The sequence below is a fragment of the Catenovulum agarivorans YM01 genome (assembly GCF_000281085.1).
GTDB classification, from domain to species: domain Bacteria; phylum Pseudomonadota; class Gammaproteobacteria; order Enterobacterales; family Alteromonadaceae; genus Catenovulum; species Catenovulum agarivorans.
Map to the genome: position 1 here is coordinate 76,121 of NZ_JH767528.1, position 19,966 is coordinate 96,086.

The window sequence follows — 19,966 nt, forward strand, 5'->3', positions numbered from 1 at the left end:
AATTATTCAAGGTTTGAAATTGGCTAGTTCATTAATGAACTTAAATTGCATATTTCTCTGCTGTATGTTGATTGTTTCGTTAATAAATAAAATGCATGTGGTTATTTACTAAAACAACAAGTAATATGTCGAAAATTTGACCAAACTTATTGACCCTTACTCAATACTACTGGCGGAGTGTAATATGACTAGATTGCTTTCTATTGGCGAATGTATGATGGAATTAAATGCCATCAACCCACTAAATTTTAAACGCGCATTTGCGGGCGATACTTATAATACTGCGGTTTACGCACAGCGTTGGGCGCCAGAGTTGTCGGTTTATTACATGTCAGCTATCGGTACAGATAGTTTAAGCGAAGAGATGTTGGCGCAATTTAAAGGTGAAGAGTTAAAAACCGATTATGTTTTCCGCCAACCAGAAGGACAAATTGGTTTATATTCAATTACCCGTGATGCACAAGGCCAGCGCTGCGTAAATTATTGGCGTAAAGAATCAGCCGCTACTCAGTTGATGAAATTATTTGCGGAAAAAGGTGGCGTAGAACAACTTCGTCATTTTGATGTTGTGTATTTTACTGGCATTAGTTTGGGCATTTTAGCTGACGAAGATAAACAGAAATTGCTTGATTTAATTGCGCAATTACGTGAGCGAGGCAGTTCAATTGCATTTGACCCTAACTACCGAGCTAAAGTTTGGAAGTCACCAGAACAAGCACAAAAATGGTATGAAAAAGCTTATCAAGTAACGGATATTGCTTTGCCTGGTTTAACTGATCATCAAAATGTTTATGGCCACAGAACACACCAAGAAGTTAAAAACTACGTATTTAACTTAGGCTGCAAAGAAGTGGTTGTGAAAAGCTCAACAGGCATTTACGCATTTGCGCCACAAACTGACTACTTTTCACCTGTGTTAGAAGGTGCACCTTGTATTGATACAACTGCAGCAGGCGACTCTTTTGCTGGTACCTATTTAGCTGCACGTATGCAAAAAACTTCGATTGATGATGCAATTGCGGCGGCTGCCAACGTTGCGCAAAGTGTTATTCGCCATGTAGGTGCGATTACTCACTAATAGTTTGCGCGGCAATTTCTGTCGATAAAACTTTGTTGGCTCGGCAGTTTAGCTGCCGCGCTGTCCATTGCTAATTTTAGCTTTTCTAACCACTCCACATGATTTACTTGCCGATATTGCATCAGTGGATCTGTTTGTTGTGGCAAGTTTCCTTGACCTATATGTACGGCTAACCAACTAGCGTGGGCAAATAAATCCATTTCTCCTTTAATAATGCGTCCGTAGTTTTTAAAGTGGTCAATTTTATATTGCAAACTTTGCGGTATTTGCATGTTTTTACAGTAGCGCCATAATTCGCTGTCGTCGCGCTCGGTTAACTTGTAGTGCAGTATTAAAAAATCACGAATGTTTTCTATTTCTGCAATCGCAATTCGGTTGTATTCATCTATAACAGGCTGAGCAAAATCTTTGTCTGGAAAGAGCGCAAGTAGCTTAGCAATGCCGGCTTGAATTAAATGTATGCTGGTGGATTCGAGCGGTTCTAAAAAGCCACTGGATAAACCTATAGCAATAACATTTTTGTTCCAAAATAAGTTTCTTCTGCCTGTAGTAAATTTTAATAACCTAGGCTCAGCTAGTGTTTGGCCTGGCAGGTTATCCATTAGAATATCTTGTGCTTGTTGCTCTGCCATATATTGGCTGCAAAATACATGGCCATTACCGGTTCTGTGTTGCAGTGGTATACGCCATTGCCAGCCGGCTGTGTGGGCGGTCGATTTAGTATAAGGGGTTAACTCTGCTGACTCTGATGGCACGGCCCAAGCGCTGTCACATGGCAGCCAATGTTGCCAATTTTGGTAGCCAGTTTTTAATGTTTGTTCAATTAAAATTCCACGAAAGCCTGAACAGTCGATAAATAGCTCGGCGTTGTAACTTTGGCCATTGGTTAAAGTAACGGCTTGAATATGTTCATTAGCTGGGTTTTGTTTAACAGACTCTACTTTGCCCTCTATACGCTTTACACCGCGCTGCTGTGCGTATTGGCGTAAAAACTGCGCGTACAAACCTGCGTCAAAATGATAGGCATATTCGTAGGTAGATAAAACATTGCGCGCATCGTTGATAGGTGGTGCAAACTTATTGTTTTTCGCTGCGGCCCAAGCCATGCAATAGTCGTCTAACCGGCTTGCTTTACCTTGTTTAAAAGCATCTAACCAATAGTGGTGTAAATTAACTGTGTCGAACGCGCGCCCGTAGCTGCCAAATGGATGAAAATAGCAGTGTTGCTGTTTGCCCCAGTTAATAAATTCAATACCTAGCTTAAAGGTACCTTGGGTTGCTTTGACAAATTCAGCTTCATTAATGCCAAGCGATTGGTTAAAAGTTCTGATCGGCGGAATAGTTGCTTCACCGACACCAACAGTGCCAATTTGTTCTGATTCTATTAAGGTAATTTGGCAGTTTTTCTGCAATGCATTCGCTAGCGCAGCGGCTGTCATCCAGCCTGCGGTGCCGCCGCCTAATATTAAAATTTGTTTAATGGCCTTTTCTTGCATAGGTTTGCCTTGTTGTTAGTAGGGGGCTTTTACATCAAAAGCTAAGGTTAATCGCTCACCGTCGTCAAAAGGTACAGTGCCGTGCCACATGGTAGACGGAAATAACACTAGGCGGGCTACTTTGGGTTCTATAGTTTGTTCTGCGGCAAGGGGTAAGTTCAACTCGCTTGGTGGTTGGCCAAACTGCAGCCAACCATTGGGCGCTGGGCCGAGCGCTTGGGTATCCGGTAAACTTAAATACAAAGCGGAACTTATCCAACCTTCTGGGTGAGTATGGTTGACGTTGTATCCTTGAGCAGACAAACGAGTCGACCAGCTGCCACTATAAATAACTTTTTCTTGTGCGAATTCTTGCTTGTTTACTTTTAACAGTGGATGTTTTGGGTCCGCTTCGGGTAACTGTGCAACATATTTCTGCACTGCCTGATCTATTTTTTGTTTGAGTTGTTGAATAGCTGGTTCGTACCTTAACAAAAGGTGCTGGTCTGTTTGTGTGCCGCCTCTAACCGATTGCTCCGCATACGGTGCTTTGGCTTGATGCAACGAACGAATCAATGGCACTAATTGCGATAATTCTCGCTCGTTTAAATCTAAATGCTGACATTGTAAATAAAGTGGCTGGCCGTCTAACCAGTGACACTTGGGGTTGTCAGTTAACCGCCAAATCAGTGATAAATACGGCCAAAATAATTTTTCTGCCGCTGTGCCTAACCAAGTATTTGCAATCTTTTCTGCTGCGGCATAGTCACCTTGTTTTAAGCTAAAGCGCAGCCAAGCCATATCTTTATTTACATCTGTTATTGTTTGGATTTGCTGATAGAGGCTGTGTGCAGATTGCGCTTGATTGTTTTCACACGCAATTACCAGCTCGGCTATTTTCAACTCAGCTTGATTGGGGAAATACTCTGTGGCTTGCTGAATTATATGTAGTGCTTTGGGCCAATTTTTTTGTTGGATGTGAATTTTGTACCAATCTAACCATAGGGCTAAGTTGTTGGGTTGTTTAGCTAGCGCTTGCTGGTAGTTTTGATCGTAATTTTTGTCATTGCCTTGAATAATACGCAAACTGGTGAGTTGTTTGTGGCCAGCTAACCAAGCTGGGTGCTTGTTAACAAAGTTGCTTAACAAAGATTCTGCTTGGGCTATTTGTCCCTGTGCTTCTATAGCTTTGATGTAACCTCTTAATACATGCAAATTGTTTGGTGCGAGTTGTAATGCATGTTGAAACGCATCAATTGCGTTCATTCCGGCTAATAAGTAACTATTGGCGCGAGCTATCACTGTGTCTTGATCATTGCCATCAAGTGCTAACGCCTGAGTGAATGCTTCAATTGCATTGGGTAAGTCCTGCTGCATTTGCTGGCTGTAACCCAATAGTTGCCAAGCAGTTTGATCGTGTTTGTTGCTGGTTAAGTATTGTTGCAAAGTAACAACGGCAGCAGCTGCTTTACCATTGTTTAATTGTTGTTGGGCTAGCTGAAGCGGGCTAAGTGAACTCATATATTTGCCTTAAATACTAATCTATTTAAGTGTAGCAGAGCTTATTAAATCGGCCGCTTGTAAACAAGCGGCCTGGCACATCAGGGGGAGTGTGTGCCTTAAAATTTAACACTCACAGATGCTTTCATAGTACGGCCAATCGCTGGCGCACCCGAAATTACTGTTTGTGAGCTAGAGCTTTGAACTAAGCCACCATTACCACGTAAATCAAACTCATCGGTTAAGTTGTAACCTTGGATGGTAAACTCTAAGTTTTCGGTTGGGCTATAAGCAATGTGACCACCGAAAGTCATAGATGCTGGGTATTCATTACCTGCGCCATCAATTGAATCTGATTGACCAGTCACGTTTAAACCCACTCTAACTTGTTCAGTTACGTCATAGCTTGAAGAAACTGTATAAATTAAATCTGGGATACCATCTGCTCTAACCCAGTCGGTTGAACCTGCTGCTTGTTTTTGTGCATCAGTAAAGGTTGCGTTACCAACTAAACTGAAGTCACCCACTCGCAATGAACCTAATACTTCAGCACCAGTTGATTCGTATTTAGCATCAATTACACAACCGCCTGCACCACCTGGGCAACGAGTGGCTGATAATTCAAAGGTACTTTGTTTGAAATCACCTTGTAGTAAGGTCAGCTCAAAGGTGTAATAACCACCTAATACATCACCTCTGTGTTTAATACCAATTTCAGACTGATTAACAAAGTCGACTGCGGCCGTTTGGCCTACTTGGTTTAACGAACCATCCGCTTCAATTTTGCCACTAACGGTTTGTCTATCACCATTAAAACGGCCACCTCGTGATGTACGTGCAAACAAGCTATTGTTTTCATTTAACTTGTATAAACCACCAACAGTCCATGACTCGTAACTAACTGAGTAGTTTAATTTTTCACTGCTGCCGTTGCCAATCATAGTCGGGATACTAATACCGTCAATATCCGTCATAAAACTAGCGCCGCCTGCGTAAGTCCAACCTGACGCATCAACAGTTTCGCGACGTATACTTGCATCCAACGTCATTAATTCTGTGTCGTAATCTAATGATACGTATGGCGCTGTATTGGTATAAGAAAGGTCATAATCACGTGCACAACACGAACCCCAGTTATCGTTAAAACCTGCGATACCATTGGCGGTTAATTGGTTACCAGCATCGTCAAACAAATCTAACATTGCTGGATCGTCACCACTTAACTCTGAGAATGTGCGGTTAGTGTGCCAGTCCATTGCTATGTCTTGATTCATAAAGAAATAACCTGCGCGGACAGTGAAAATGTCACCGGCAAAGTCGAATTCTTTTGACAAAGTTAAGTCATTTACAAAGCTACCAATATCACGAATGTTAGTTCTTACATTGGTGTTGTTATTTAAAAATTCTTTGTTATAAACGTCGCCTGCTTGTGGGCCATTGGCGTAACGAATTTCCGCAACTGTTGCGCCATTCACTTCAGAGCCAATCACGCCTGAAGTTGGTGTTGCATTTAAAAATGGGGCTGTGAAACCGCCACTCATATCCGTCCAACGGAGTTTATTGTCTAAAACTATGCCGTCGGCAAATTCAAAGTGTAATTCATTACCAAGCGATAAAGCTTGAGTGGTAATGCCTGACATTTTGACTCTTTCTAAATCACCTTGGCGATTAACAATTAAAAACTCTTGGTTGTGAATTGAGTAGTTTGATTGAGTACGGCCATCAAAACCAGGGAATGGTTTTACATTGTCAATTTTGTTACCACTATAGCTAGCTAGCGCTGGCGCACCAGTATAGTTTGGCTCTTGAGTATCAGCTACTTTAAATAAGAAACGGATATAGCTGACGTCGTCGGCTAAAAATTTAGTTAAGTTACCTTTTAGCTGGAAACTTTCACTAACATTGTAACCAGCATCTAGTGGGCCTTTACCACTTTTCATATATCCACCAAGGTGGAAATTGACAGTATTGCCAGCTGGGCCGCCGTAGCGAAAGTCAACGCGGTTTTCGTCGTAACCAAGACCTGTAGTTAATTTAACAAAACCACCTTCAATTTCACCATAGTTGCTGATGTAATTGATAATAGCGCCTGGTGCTTGTGAAGTAAAAGTACCGGCTGTACCACCACGTACACCTTCAACTCTGTCGACCGAAGCATCAAAACGAGTCCAATAGTCATTGTTACCGAATTGAATATCACCAAATAATACGGTTGGTAAACCATCTTCTTGAATTTGAACGAAAGGTGAACCACCGGTTGCAACTGGTAAACCACGCACTGCTATATTTGAGTTACCGCCTGGACCTGATGTACCAGCTACTTGGATACCTGGGATCATACGGAACACTTCAGCTTCAGAGCTCGGCTGGAAATCTTTAATCATTTCAGCGTCAACACTGGTTACTGCAACCGCTGATTCAATTTGAGTACGACCACCGGGTGAACCTGTCACTACGATAGTTTCAAAAGAATCGTTCTTTTTATTATTTTCTTCTGCTTGGTCTTGAGCGATAGCTGGCATGCTCAAGCCCAAGGTTGCAGCAATTGCTAGGCTTATTTTACTTTTGTTTAAGTTTGAATGGGACATCAGTATTGTGCTCCTCAATTAGCATTTCAATATTCGTTTCAACTTAAATCGCAACCTCTAGAGTCTAGTAGATTGGTTTAATTTTGCTTCCTGACTATTGTTGTTTGTATCAGGGTAAACGTTACAAAAATACCTCTGTTTAAAATCTTCTGTAACGATTAAGAGTAAATAATAGGCAGATTTATTTTATTGTCAATGAAAAATGTTTAATTAATGTTAACCATGTTGTGTTTTAACACTGGTATTTTTAAATTAACTGCATGATTAACAAGAAAATTAGTCGGAAAAGTGCGGGGTGAAAATATTTAATTTAAAATAAAGTCTTTATATATCAGGTGGTTATTTTTTGTAGTGAGGCGGTGTGAAAGGTCAGCGCTGCTTCTTGGCATAGGTTAAAAAAGTGACAGTTTAAATAATTGATTTTTATGGATAAAAATTAAATGTTGTAAAATATTTATAAAAGGTTTCTTGTTTGTTTAAAAAAGATCCATTATCTTAGGTTAAACGTTTAAGCTACTGTTTGAACATTTATCGACAAACGAGGATGTATTCATGAAATTCATGCAACTTAAAAAAGCCTGCTTACATGGGCTGGTCATATCAGCAACGGCAGTCAGTGCGCTAGCGCCTGCATGGGCAAATACGCTCACGCTAAATTCGCCGGACAATAAAATTGAGGTTAAGTTAGAGCACGCGCAAACATTAAAATATTCTGTCAATGTGGCCGGTAAATCAGTCATTTTACCTTCAATGATTGATTTAAAATTGGCGGGTTATAAAAACTTATCTGAGCAAGTTCGCATAACTGACAGCCAGCGCGATACAGTTAACCAGTGGCTGACCCCTGAAGTAAAAGTAAAATCAGCTAAGATCCATGATCACTACAATCAGCTGACGGTCACTTTTAGCAATGGCTACAAGGTACAGTTTAGAGCGTTTGACAATGGTGTGGCTTACCGCTTTATCACAGATTTAGACAACAAGGTTACTGTGTTAAATGAAATTGCACAGTTCAACTTTGCTAAACAAGCCGACGTGTATTTACCGGAAGAAGAAGGTTTTTATTCGCACAACGAAAGAAGTTACATCTATCAAAAAGTAGCAGATGTTGCAGCGACGACTTTAGCCAGCACACCAGCGTTAGTTGAATCGAACCAAATTAAAGTATTGGTGACAGAAACTGACTTACACGACTATGCGGGTATGTGGCTAAAAGGCACAGGTTCGAATGGTTTAGTTGCAACTTTTCCGGCTTATCCACTTGAGAAACAAGCGTTAAAACCTTGGGTTGACCGCAATGAGCCTATTACCAAACGCGCTGATTATTTAGCCCGTACTCAGGGTAAACGTAACTACCCGTGGCGTGTATTAGCGATAGCGCAAAACGACGGTGAGCTGATCACCAATCAATTGACTTATCAGTTGGCGGCTGAAAACAAAGTACAAGACATTTCATGGATTAAACCAGGTAAAGTCGCTTGGGATTGGTTTAACGCCAACAACTTATACGGCGTTGATTTTAAAGCGGGCGTTAACACTCAAACCTATAAATATTACATAGATTTTGCTGCGGAATACGGTATTGAATACGTAATTTTAGATGAAGGTTGGTATCCACTAGGTGACTTGATGGGGACTGTACCGGAAATGGATGTACCTGCAATTATTGCCCATGCAAATGAAAAAGGTGTTGGGATTATTTTATGGACCTCTTGGTTAACTTTGCGCGACCAATTTGATCAAGCTATGGACAGATTTGCCGAGTTGGGCGCAGTGGGTATCAAGCCTGATTTCTTCCAGCGTGATGATCAACAAATGGTTAATTTTTATTGGAAAATAGCCGATGAAGCAGCAAAAAGAAAACTGTTAGTTGATTACCATGGTTCATACAAACCAGCTGGTTTGCGCCGCACTTACCCAAATGTAATTTCACGAGAAGGTGTGAAAGGTTTGGAGTGGAACAAGTGGAGTGAAGATAGCACACCAGAACACAATACAATTTTACCATTTATCCGTATGGTTGCCGGTCCTATGGACTATACACCTGGTGCTATGTCAAATGCCCAAGGCCCAGCTGCTTACAAAGGTGTTGATGCTGACCATAAAGATTTTACCGTTCGTTTTGAGCGACCAATGAGCCAAACAACACGTGTGCATCAAATGGCGATGTTAACTGTATTTGAAAGCCCGCTGCAAATGATGGCAGACACGCCAACAAATTATCGCAGAGAGCATGAATGTGCGGCATTTATGGCGAAAGTACCAACTGTTTGGGACCAAACAAAAGTATTACATGGCAAAATTGGTGACTATATATCTTTGGCTCGACAACATGGTGATACTTGGTTTGTCGGCACGTTAAATGATGAGCATGCACGTGAATTAGCGTTAGATTTGTCTTTCTTAGACAAAGGGCAAAAATACCAGATTGAGATATTCCAAGATGGCATTAACGCCGCACGCTGGGCAGAAGATTACAAGAAAATTGTTAAAACTGTCACAGCTAACGACAAGCTTGTGATGAAGTTAGCGCCTTCTGGCGGTTACACTGCACGCATTAGCAAGCTTTAGTTTTTATTCCAAATCCCCCTGTCTTTGGAGTTGTCGGTTCGCGGGCAACTCCTTTTTTGTTTTCAAATATCATTAAATTTAAATTTTTTTAACAAAATACTTTCAAATAATTTAATAATACTTTAGTATTTTTAATGTTCATTTGCATTGGGACACAAACCAATCGATGAATCTTGCCACTGCACAACCGTTTTTAGTTTTTAGCCGTTACTAAAATGCCACCGGTGGCCAAGTGGCTTTTATACACTTTACACACAAAATTAGGAAAAAATATGAGTCGATTAATTATCGCATTGGCCTTAATGGTCTTTTCTGCGACCAGTATCGCTGCACTATCGTCTGGTCGATATGTTATTGTTTCAAAACTAAATGGTAACGCGTTAGATGTTGATAGTTTTAGTACCGCTGGTGGTGCTAACGTTATGACTTGGTTCACCCTGGGTTATAGTAATCAGCAATTTGATGTGACTGATTTAGGTGATGGCAGTTATTCAATTCGCCCTGTTCACAGTGGCAAATCGCTAGACGTTTGGGGTTGGAACGCTGGCGACGGTGCCGAAGTTCGTCAATGGGATTACACAGGTGCCGAAAATCAAAGATGGTACATTGATGATCGCGGTAGCAGCTACTATTCAATTATTTCAAAATTCAGCAACAAAGCCATTGATGTTTGGGGTGTAAGCATGTTTGCTGGGGCAGACGCGCGTTTATACTCTTATTGGGGTGGCGCTGGCCAGTTGTGGACTTTCCAAAAAGTTGGATCATCAAGCGAATGTTATGCAGGTGCAACTCTAACCAATAGATTTGTTGACTGTGGTGGCAAAACAATCGGCTTAAGCTGTGTTGGTGATGATGAAAGCCAAGGCGCTGTATTAACCTTAAAAAATTCTTCTATTCGCAACGTTAAATTGTCCTCATCTGGTGGTGCTGATGGTATTCACTGTTCTAGCGGTAACTGTACTTTAGCTGACGTTACTTGGAACGATATTTGTGAAGATGCGGCAACCAATAAATCAGAAGGCGGCACTATGACGATTGTTGGTGGCTCTGCTTATAACTCAACTTCTGGTTACGGCGGCACACCAGATAAAATTTTCCAACACAACTCTAAAAACAGTACAACTATAGTTGCTGGTGGATTTACCGCTTATGGTACCCATGGCAAATTATGGCGTTCATGTGGTAACTGTACCGACAATGGTGGTCCGCGTAATTTGATTGTTTACGATGTAAATATTGATGCGAGCATTGGCTCAATTGCCGGTGTAAACCGCAACTATGGTGATAAAGCAACTATCCGCAACTTGCGTATTAAAAACTATGGCTCTGGTAATCCACCAGTTTGTGAAGAGTATCAAGGTGTACAAAAAGGCAGCTCTTCAACTAAATATGGTGAAGCGTGGAATACCGCAGCCTGTGATGTATCAACCTCAGACGTATCAGGTCTGTAGGCGTAACCATGCTAGAACTAGAGCATAATTTTCACAAAAACGCTGCAAGTACATCCTTGTAAGCTTCGCTTTTTCATCCATGAAAAAGAGATTTTGCTCTAAATTATTGCTCTAGCTCTTAGCTGAGTTACTTATCCCCTTGTGTATGTGCAAAACGGCTGGCTAATGGATTAGTCAGCCGTTTTTTTGTGTCGAATGTCGCATTAAATTTATTATATTTATCCTGTTCGAGATTTAGTTCTCATCTGCAGTTTCAGCCAATCACTTTACCTACAAAAAACGCCGATAATATCTACATCAGAGTTTTAAATTGAAGCACTTTAAGCTGGTTTAGTTCAGGTTAGTTAGCTTTAGTTAGGTCTAAAAACTTTCTATGTTGTCGCAGTGTTTGTCTGTGTGAAAGTCTTCATCAATACGGGAGATTAACAATGCATATTTCACAAAAAGTAAAAGACGCTGTCTACGATGTTATGGTTTGGGTACTGTTTTTAGTGATATTGCCGGTAGTGGCGATCTAATCTATTGTTCTGGTCGCCAAGACTGAGCTTGACGACCAAATGACTATGCAGCGCCGAGAGGGCGCGTATGCAAGGTACGCAAAAAACTCACATCACTTTGTCGTACTTTTCCATCCGAACTACTTCCTTTTCTATCAAGCCTATTCGTTTATATCTAGTTTAGTTGTGCTTGGCGTGAGGATTTGATTTTAATATTTCAATCAAATATCGTGTCACCCGAAAGTACCATTCAGGAATTATATAAAGTGAAATTAGAAACTTTAGCGCTGCACCATGGTTATGAATCTGAGGCGACAACTAAAGCGGCTGCTGTGCCTATTTATCAAACCACATCTTATACGTTTGATGATACTCAGCATGGAGCCGACTTAAACAACATGAAAGTTAAAGGCAATATTTATACTCGGATCATGAATCCAACCACTGAAGTGTTGGAGAAACGTGTTGCGCAAATGGAAGGTGGTGTTGCTGGGCTTGCTTTGGCATCTGGCATGGCGGCGATAACCTACGCGATTCAATCATTAACAGAGTTGGGCGACAACATTGTTAGTACCAGCCAGTTATATGGTGGCAGTTATACCTTATTTACCCAAGTTTTACCGCGTATGGGCGTGGATGTAAAAATGGTCTCCGCCGACGATTTTGCTGGGTTTGAAGCGGCGATTGACGATAAAACCAAAGCGATTTTTTGTGAGTCTATTGGTAACCCTGCGGGTAATGTTGTTGATATTGCAAAGCTAGCAGATATTGCACACCGCCATGGTGTACCGCTTATTGTCGACAACACAGTAGCAACGCCGTATTTATGTAAACCTTTTGAATTTGGCGCTGACATTGTTGTTCATTCGCTAACTAAATACATTGGCGGTCATGGCACTGCTGTGGGTGGCATGATAGTCGACTCAGGCCGCTTTGATTGGGCGGCCAATAAAGAGCGTTTTAGAGTGTTAAACGACCCTGAGCCTGCTTATCATAATTTAAATTTTGCCGAAGCTTTGGGCGAATTAGCCTACATTACCCGTTGCCGCGTGGTTTCGCTCAGAGTTACAGGCGCGGCTATTGCGCCAATGAATGCCTTTCAAATATTACAAGGACTAGAAACGCTTGGGCTAAGAATTGAACGCCATTGTCACAATGCAGAAAAGCTTGCGGCGTTTTTATTATCACACCCCAAAGTAAACAAAGTGAATTACGCCGCTTTACCCGATAGCCCTTATTATCATACCTGTCAGAAAATAGTCGGCGGCAAAGCATCTGGTATTTTAAGTTTTGATATTAAAGGTGGCGCCGAAGCTGGCGCACAATTTATTGATGCACTGAAAATGATTTTAAGATTAGTCAATATTGGTGATGCTAAATCGTTAGCCTGTCATCCAGCTTCAACCACACATAGGCAGTTAACGCCGTCGCAATTGCAAAGTGCTGGCGTTAGCCAATCACTGGTACGTATTTCTGTCGGCATTGAGCATATTGACGATATTATCGCCGATGTTAGCCAAGCATTAGATGCAGTGGTGGTTTAGGTTGATTAGCCAATAACCTTTGGGTTATCGGCTAAAATTGTTGATGGCTTACTAGATTAAGCTGCGGCTAAAGTTACTTTTGGGGTTGCAACTAGCTTTTTTCGGTTAATCACTAAATAACCGGCCAGCAATAAGAAAAAGGCAATTGTTTGTGGCTCTGATACTACAGGTGTGCCACCAATTGTTGGTTCGTCATATAAACCTTGCCACAAGTTCATTTGGGCGTTGCTGGTCATACTTTTCGCAATTAACTGACCACTTAAATCACCACCTAGATAGCTGAAATCAGCTTTTGGAGCAAGGATATGGCCCATAAATCCACCGCTGAATTCAATGCTTTCTGCTTCATAGAAGTTATACAAAATACTACTAGGTGACTTTTTGTCAGTGCGTGAGGTGTCATATGGACCAGCATACGACTGCGCTAAGTTGTCGTAATAATTTACTGAATCAAAACTCACATTTTTCCCACTGACATTAATAATAATTGGTGTATTAGCGTCTAAATTAACTGATTTAAAATCAGCTGCGTTTTTGAGTGTTTCGCCATCTATGGTTGCGATAAACGCACCTGCTTCATCGACTAACGCTTGATCAGGTGTGAAGATAAAACCAGATGTGCTGGTCCAATGTTCATTGCCTTCAGCAACTAAATTACCTGTGTTGGCCATATTAGCTAAATCTTCCGACAGCTTGTTTAACGCGGCAAAAGCAGTATCAAAGTTTATTGGATTATGCTCATAACTAAATACTTCGCCATTTACTGGGTTTTCCCATGATGGTAAAGCATCTATGTCGTTGACAAGGCTTCCTTGTTTATATAGGTCGCCGCCCAAAACCAAGTTACCTTTAATTTGATTGGAGTTTCGGTTGGTGCTTAGATCGCCTTGTACTACAAGTACGTCAGCATAACCTGTCTCACCTTGCCAAAATTGCACACCATCTCGGCCTTCCGTGGAGCTAAAATTCACAGCGACATCGTAATTGTCGAGTGAAGCATTGCCACCAACGGCGATTTTTCCTTGCGAGTCTGCCCAGCCTGTATGGGTAAAATCATTTTGCACAAAAATGTTGTAGTCAGCAGCAACACCAAGGTCGACTTCATAACTTAAAGCAGAGGCTGAGAATAATACAGAAACTAGCGCAAGAGATTTAAACTTCATCAACAATAACCAAAACAACAACAACTAAACACTGGTCGGGCAAGTTTAGGCTAAATTTTGTGCAAACACAATGGCAGTGGGAAAAAATCATAAGCTTTTATATAAATTAGCGACCTTAAGCTTTATTTCTTCTGGAAGTGGCTGTTTTATTAAGTTTTGTAAAATCTCAAGCGCTTCATTGGTGCGTTTCAACGCGACTAATGTTGCTGATAAATGGTAAAGTACATAGGGGTTTTTGGCATCAGATGATTCTGAAATTCTTAAATATTCCAAAGCTTTATCATATTGTTTGTCTTGGAATAATAGCCAGCCATATGTGTCTGTATACGCAGGGTTTGTCGGGGCGAGTTCAACTGCTCGTTTTGCGTACTGCAGTGCTTGTGAAAATGATGTATTTGTCAGTAAATGGGCAAGTTTATGTAAAATGACAGCGTTTTCCATTTTATTATTGGCTAATGTTAATAAATCTAATAACTTATCTGTTTTATTGAGCTGTTGTAATACCTGTGATTGTAAATTTATCGCCGTCACATCACTAGGGTGAACACTCAACCAATCATCTAATAATTGTTCAGCCAAGATAAATTGCTGTTGTTGTAAAACCACGCCAATATAAGCTTTAAAATGCTGGGCACTACGAGTTTTGGTAAAAAGATTACTGATAATGTTTTGAGCCAGCGGCCAATTTTGTGTCTGGTAAGCTAAGTTGTATTCTAGTTCTTCAATGGCCATGGCATAGTTGGCTTGTTGGTCGGCCAGTTTAAGTTGTTGAATTAACTGGTGTGCTGCTTTTACATCTGCTTGATTAATTGCCTGCTGGACTCGGACGTAAAGCAGGCGAGCAGGGTCGTGATCTAGTTGAGCAATTCGACGTATGAGCTTTTGTTGAATTTCGTTATTACCAGCACGAGCAGCCAAACTGTACAACTCAAATAGTTTGTTGGCATCATCGTAATACAAACCAAATAGGGTATTGAAGGTTTTGGCGCTTACAGCTTGATGAATTAGCAATTGGTATTTTATGTGTAAATGCAGCAGCTCGGCATCTAAATTGCTTTGTTCGAGTGCTTGGCTCAGTAACTGATATGCGTCATTGTATTGCTGCATACGTAAATGCAGTTCAATTATCGCTTTAGTAGTTGATAACTCAGTTTCTATCTTTTGTGAAGCCTGTAGGTAATTGAGTGCTTTTGCATAGTCATTTTGCTGCATGGCTAATGAGGCACTTAGTTGATACCAAGTGGTATTTTTGTGGTCAATTTTTTGCAGATAACTGTGTGCCAGTGATAATTCATTTTGTTTGACAGCTAAGCTCGCAAGTAATAACAAAGCTGGGGCATAATCGGCGCGGATTTGTAAAGCTTGCTGAAGAAATTGTTGTGCACGTTCCGTTTGGCCAACTTTTATGTAGAGCTCTGCTGCTGTTTGATGACTCAGTGGATTCAAAGGTTGCTGGGTTAATAGTGCGGAAATTATTTCACCTGCAAGTGTGTATTCTTCTATTTCAACTAACAACTGGCTCAGTTGTAAGTCCAGTTGAAAAATATTGCTTTGTGTCGCCGTTTTTAACAATGCATGAGCTTTTTCTTTATGCCCCTGCGCAATAAAAACTGCTGCTTGATGATTACGAAACGACACATTTTCTGGAAATTGTGTGCGCGCTTTAGCTAACTGTTTAGCGTATTCTTCTAACGGCCATTGTGTCTTAGCGAGCGACAACATTTTCGCCAAGGCTAGCTCGTTTTCAGGGTGGCGTTGTAAATATTCTTGGTAATAAAATAATGCTTGCGACAGGTTGTTCAATTTGATTTCAGTTTCGGCAAGCATTTTATAAATCACCGAATCGTCAGGATTATTCAGTTTGTAATTTAGAAAATCACGTTTAGCGGACTGGTAATTTTTGCTTAAATAATTGACATAACCTGACATTAATTTTATCTGGCTGCTCGGTACTTTCTCCTGATCAATCACAGATAACTGAGCATTGATATCATTTAAAATCTCTTTTACTTCACGTTCATCTGTTTGATTTGAACCTGCAACAACTGCATGAAGTAACTTAGCAAAAGGGTTATTCGGTAGTTTGTCGCGCAGGCGCAAACTTAAAGCTAACGATTCTTCTCCACGCTGCAGTTTTTGCAATAATGAGGTTTTACCAAACAAAGCGAGTGTGTGTTCAGGTTGCAAAGATAATATACGATCGTATGCCGCGAGCGCTTGGGGTAAATCTTCTTGCTGTTGTTTGCTTTGAGCTAACAACAACAGCGCTTTAATATTATCGGGAGATGTACTTAGAATTTGCTCAATTTGTTTAATGGCTAAATCAAGTGCGTTTTGTTTGAGCAATAGCTCAGCTTGCAGCAACTGAGCTTGGGTATGTGTCGGTATATTTTGTAGAACTTGTGCTACAGCGTCTTCAGCTGTTGTATAGGACTCTTTAAGCATAGCCAATCGAGCTCGGTAAATAACAATGTCAGCATCCCGTTCAAATGGGTATGACTCAACCAATTCAATTGCTTGGTCAATTTCTGATAGCTGAATTTTACTTTGCACTAACAAAGGTAAAATTTTGCGCCAGTCGCCATTGTCAGTCAGTGCAATCGTTAGCTCTTTGTTGGCGGAAATATAATCTTCTTGCTCAACATATATTTGCCCCAACAAAATACGGGCAGGGGTGTAACTAGGTGATTGTTGTAAACTATTTTTAAGATTGATAACCGCGGCTGCTAATGAGCCTTGACGGTAGTCAGCTAAAGCGACTTCATAATACTGATTGCGTTGTGATTCCGCATATAGCTGATTTGGTGCCGCAGTGCCAATAATACATAAACAAAGATAAATTAGTGCTTTCATGTTTATCTAAAGCGATTAAAGAATCGACTTTCCTCGTATAAGGTAACAGGTTCGCCGTCTTGAGGTCGCATAGTGATGACAAAATAAAAATCGATTTTTTTCTCATGTAAATATTCCGGTGCCACCACTAAACTTACTGGGATGCTGGCAACGTCTCCTGCATGCACTAATACTTTTTGTTCACCAATCCATTGGTATTCATCAGCCAAATCGTCAACTGCTAATTGGTAAACCCTATCTTGTTGCGATTTATTTAGTATTTTCAGTGTGAAGGTATTTTCAATATGACCATCAAAATTTTCACGATACAGTTGGTTTCTATCACGGATAATATCTAAATCGAAAGGTTTACGCGTGAGCAAAGCATTGGCGAAAAGGGATATCATCACAATTAACACTATCCCATAACCAACTAATTTGCTGCGAAAGATATGTGATTTTCCGCCTTCTAAAATACGCTCTGTGGTGTAACTAATTAGGCCTTTTTGGTAGCCCATTTTGTCCATAACGCCATCACAGGCATCAATACATGCACCGCAGTTGATACATTCGTACTGTAAACCGTTACGAATATCTATGCCGGTTGGGCAAACTTGCACACACAAATTACAATCAATGCAGTCGCCTAATCCGAGTATAGCAGGGTCAGCTTTGCGTGATCTAGGCCCACGGTTTTCACCACGGCTTGCATCGTATGACACGGTAAAGGTGTCTTTATCAAACATGGCGGCTTGAAAGCGTGCGTACGGACAAATATGTGTGCACATAATTTCGCGCATCCAACCAGCATTAGCGTAGGTGCAAGCGGTAAAAAATAGCACCCAGAAACTTAGCCAAAACCCAGCATTAAAAGTGAAAAAATCTATGTATAAATTGGCGATATCAGAAAAATAGCCAATAAAAGTCAAACTAGTGTGCAAGCTGAACAAAACCCAGCAAGTGTGTTTGAGCGCCTTTTTAAAGAATTTTTGATTAGACATGGGTTGCTCGTCTAATTTCATTCTTTGGTGGCGAGTGCCTTCAATTTTTTCTTCAAACCAAATAAAGATAAAAGTCCAAACCGTTTGTGGGCACATGTAGCCGCACCAAACCCGGCCGATAAAAGTGGTGACAAAAAACAGCGCAAAGGCAGCAATAATAAATATCCAAGCCAGTAGCATTAAATCTTGTGGCCATAGAGTTAGTGAGAAAATATTAAATTCTTGATTTTGTAGATCAAATAAAATGGCTTGTTTACCATTGAATTGCAGCCAAGGTAGCAGCATAAACGCTGCCATAAACAAAAATCCGATACGGCGTCTTACCGTTTGGAATAAACCTTGAACGGCTCTAACGTATATTCTGTTACGGGCTGACTTATGCGAGTTACTAGAGCTTTTAGCTGGTTGAATTTTAACCGGGTTTGTATCTGATTTTATATCAATTTTGTCCGTCATAGCTTAGGATAGGCTCTATTGATGTCTCTTAGGCTTGTTAACAACTAAGTATAGCGGTTTACTTAGTTAAAACTAAGCCATTATTCGACGTTTTTCGCCTTTTTATGTTTTGGATCAATTATGTTAAAGAAGTTGTTGATTTGGGTTGTTTTAATTGCTGCAGCCATGCACATATGGCAAACACCTGAATTTCAGCGATTTAAAAATCGTATCGTCGGTGACGTGTGGCAATCGGCAGGCTCAGTGACTAAATCGAACAGTATGATTAAACCGTCTGATTTGCATGAGCACTTTACCCACAGGTTTGATCAATTTGCGCCATCTGAGCAACAACATTTAAAACAAATTAGCAGAAGCGAACAATCTATTGCTCGTTTTGTTGAAAACTACTGTTATCAACAAGATGAGCCTTATCATCCTATTTTTAGTGATAAAAACTTAGCAGACGTCTGTCGCCAAGCCGTTAAAACACAAGCTGCGTTGAGCAAAAATAACTAATTTGTTGATTTTTTGTTCGTAAAATGTGATAAAACAGTCTGGTGTATTTAGTGGCGATATAAAGGCAAAAGGAGTCGTATGTCTTTTTTAGATGATATTCCGTTTGATGGTGATGTTACCACCCCGATTGAAGATCTTAAACTTAAGAAGAAAGCCCATGTGCGCTTAAGTTATAAAGAGCGCAATGCTATATCACCCCGTTTGTTATCCGCACAACAAACTTTTTACCACTATTTAGCCCAAGGAAATTTGCAAGCTCGGCTAGAAGAGGAGCAAAAAGCTTATCAATCTGAATTAAATCGCCAATTGCTTGATGTGGAAATTGAAGCACTTAAGAAACGCCAGTCAGATAAAAATAGTCTGCAACAAAAGATCAACTCGGTTCATCGCAGTATTGATCTAATGTTAGAGAAACAATTGGAAGGTGTATTAAATAATTATCCGCTGAAGTATTTTGCCGACACTCGAGATTTAGGTCACTTTAAACGGATCTTTTCTGTGTTAGGGGATGAAAGACTGTCGGTAAATGGACTTGATTCTGTCTTAACCCCTTGCAACTGGTTAGCCGAGCATATTACGTTTTTTACTAATAGCACTGAATGTAAATCCTATTTTAAAAACCAAGATTCTACTGACTTAAAAAAAGCAATTAACTTTTTGAATGTTAAAGGCACGACTGCACTAATACCTGTGTTGTTTGTTGAGCGTATTGTTGCGCAACAAAAGGAGTTGTTAAAACAGCCTTGGACTAGGTTTCGCTGTTTTGCTTATTGGACCGCTTTGTCTGCACTGTTTATTGCGCGCCAACAACAGCGCAAAGACTTGCATATAGTATTTGTCCTTGCATATATGAGTGTATTTGCTGAGCTAATGTTATTTAATTTATTGTCGGCATTAGCCAAAGAAGTTCAGCAAGACAGTATTAAAACTGCCTCACAGCATAGGAGTGACTTTCGTGTTAAGGCGATTGAAAGTTATCTGCCGAGTGGTGAAATAACTGCCAATTTAATGCAGTTAGCTGAACCTGCGTTACATAAAATTATTGATGCGTTAAATTGTAATTATATTCCAGCCATTCCTGTGTTCGATCAAGACAGCGGTGAGCAGCTTGAGCTACAGCAGTTGATTGCCAAAGCAAAAGCTTTTACCCAATACAAAATGCTAGCTAGCACTAACATGGATGAAAAAGACGATATTATTGAACTGCTACGTGCTGTAAATATGGATAATCAAACTATGCAGTTGTTACGTGAGCAAAACTATCATGCTATACCTCTATATACTGCTTTGGGATGGGTGCGTAAATAGTGGT

Annotated in this window: 12 protein-coding genes; 6 read left to right on the plus strand and 6 right to left on the minus strand. The window is 40.5% G+C overall.

Annotated elements, in window-relative coordinates:
- The first annotated feature begins 184 nt into the window (after positions 1-184).
- The gene (locus WSC_RS0111570; RefSeq protein ID WP_026016811.1) at positions 185-1,078 is read left to right on the plus strand and encodes a sugar kinase; all 894 of its coding nucleotides are present in this window, start codon (positions 185-187) and stop codon (positions 1,076-1,078) included.
- On the opposite strand, the gene WSC_RS0111575 is transcribed toward WSC_RS0111570, so the two are convergent.
- From WSC_RS0111575 to WSC_RS0111585, 3 genes are all read right to left on the minus strand, one after another.
- On the minus strand, positions 1,075-2,574 hold the full coding sequence (locus WSC_RS0111575; protein ID WP_016956093.1) for a tryptophan halogenase family protein: 1,500 nt from the start codon (positions 2,572-2,574) through the stop codon (positions 1,075-1,077). The genes WSC_RS0111570 and WSC_RS0111575 overlap by 4 nt on opposite strands.
- Positions 2,575-2,589: 15 nt before the next feature.
- On the minus strand, positions 2,590-4,074 hold the full coding sequence (locus WSC_RS22625) for a 2OG-Fe(II) oxygenase family protein (protein ID WP_016956094.1): 1,485 nt from the start codon (positions 4,072-4,074) through the stop codon (positions 2,590-2,592).
- 98 nt (positions 4,075-4,172) lie between these two features.
- Entirely contained in the window at positions 4,173-6,641 is a 2,469-nt protein-coding gene (locus tag WSC_RS0111585) for a TonB-dependent receptor (RefSeq protein ID WP_016956095.1), read from the minus strand.
- Positions 6,642-7,193: 552 nt separating this feature from the next.
- On the opposite strand from WSC_RS0111585, the gene WSC_RS0111590 reads away from it, so the two are divergent.
- The 3 genes from WSC_RS0111590 (at position 7,194) to WSC_RS0111600 (ending at position 12,704) form a co-directional block, all read left to right on the plus strand.
- Complete coding sequence (locus WSC_RS0111590; RefSeq protein ID WP_016956096.1) at positions 7,194-9,212, plus strand: glycoside hydrolase family 97 protein; 2,019 nt, start codon at positions 7,194-7,196, stop codon at positions 9,210-9,212.
- A gap of 272 nt (positions 9,213-9,484) precedes the next feature.
- A complete protein-coding gene (locus tag WSC_RS0111595; protein WP_040394403.1) occupies positions 9,485-10,663 on the plus strand; it encodes a pectate lyase in 1,179 nt (392 codons plus the stop codon).
- A 763-nt stretch (positions 10,664-11,426) separates the two neighbouring features.
- Positions 11,427-12,704, plus strand: coding sequence for an O-acetylhomoserine aminocarboxypropyltransferase/cysteine synthase family protein (locus tag WSC_RS0111600; RefSeq protein WP_016956098.1), 1,278 nt, complete (start codon positions 11,427-11,429; stop codon positions 12,702-12,704).
- A gap of 56 nt (positions 12,705-12,760) precedes the next feature.
- On the opposite strand, the gene WSC_RS0111605 is transcribed toward WSC_RS0111600, so the two are convergent.
- From WSC_RS0111605 to ccoG, 3 genes are all read right to left on the minus strand, one after another.
- A complete protein-coding gene (locus tag WSC_RS0111605; RefSeq protein ID WP_016956099.1) occupies positions 12,761-13,867 on the minus strand; it encodes a choice-of-anchor A family protein in 1,107 nt (368 codons plus the stop codon).
- An 87-nt stretch (positions 13,868-13,954) separates the two neighbouring features.
- Entirely contained in the window at positions 13,955-16,720 is a 2,766-nt protein-coding gene (prsT, locus tag WSC_RS0111610) for an XrtA/PEP-CTERM system TPR-repeat protein PrsT (protein WP_016956100.1), read from the minus strand.
- Between the two features lie 2 nt (positions 16,721-16,722).
- Positions 16,723-18,156 carry a cytochrome c oxidase accessory protein CcoG gene (gene ccoG, locus WSC_RS0111615; protein WP_016956101.1) on the minus strand — a complete coding sequence of 478 codons (1,434 nt, stop codon included), beginning with the start codon at positions 18,154-18,156 and terminating at the stop codon, positions 16,723-16,725.
- A 120-nt stretch (positions 18,157-18,276) separates the two neighbouring features.
- Between ccoG and WSC_RS0111620 the strand changes: the two genes are divergently transcribed.
- Positions 18,277-18,654: a hypothetical protein gene (locus WSC_RS0111620; RefSeq protein WP_016956102.1), complete on the plus strand. Its 378-nt coding sequence runs from the start codon at positions 18,277-18,279 to the stop codon at positions 18,652-18,654.
- 78 nt (positions 18,655-18,732) lie between these two features.
- Positions 18,733-19,962 (plus strand): hypothetical protein, encoded by a 1,230-nt coding sequence (locus WSC_RS0111625; protein WP_016956103.1) that lies wholly within the window; start codon positions 18,733-18,735, stop codon positions 19,960-19,962.
- Positions 19,963-19,966: the final 4 nt, after the last annotated feature.

Bases quoted from the DNA above. Each gene is read 5' to 3' on its own strand.
- WSC_RS0111570 (WP_026016811.1), top strand. From the start codon at position 185: ATGACTAGATTGCTTTCTATTGGCGAATGTATGATGGAATTAAATGCC.
- WSC_RS0111575 (WP_016956093.1), bottom strand. From the start codon at position 2,574: ATGCAAGAAAAGGCCATTAAACAAATTTTAATATTAGGCGGCGGCACC.
- WSC_RS22625 (WP_016956094.1), bottom strand. From the start codon at position 4,074: ATGAGTTCACTTAGCCCGCTTCAGCTAGCCCAACAACAATTAAACAAT.
- WSC_RS0111585 (WP_016956095.1), bottom strand. From the start codon at position 6,641: ATGTCCCATTCAAACTTAAACAAAAGTAAAATAAGCCTAGCAATTGCT.
- WSC_RS0111590 (WP_016956096.1), top strand. From the start codon at position 7,194: ATGAAATTCATGCAACTTAAAAAAGCCTGCTTACATGGGCTGGTCATA.
- WSC_RS0111595 (WP_040394403.1), top strand. From the start codon at position 9,485: ATGAGTCGATTAATTATCGCATTGGCCTTAATGGTCTTTTCTGCGACC.
- WSC_RS0111605 (WP_016956099.1), bottom strand. From the start codon at position 13,867: ATGAAGTTTAAATCTCTTGCGCTAGTTTCTGTATTATTCTCAGCCTCT.
- prsT (WP_016956100.1), bottom strand. From the start codon at position 16,720: ATGAAAGCACTAATTTATCTTTGTTTATGTATTATTGGCACTGCGGCA.
- ccoG (WP_016956101.1), bottom strand. From the start codon at position 18,156: ATGACGGACAAAATTGATATAAAATCAGATACAAACCCGGTTAAAATT.
- WSC_RS0111620 (WP_016956102.1), top strand. From the start codon at position 18,277: ATGTTAAAGAAGTTGTTGATTTGGGTTGTTTTAATTGCTGCAGCCATG.
- WSC_RS0111625 (WP_016956103.1), top strand. From the start codon at position 18,733: ATGTCTTTTTTAGATGATATTCCGTTTGATGGTGATGTTACCACCCCG.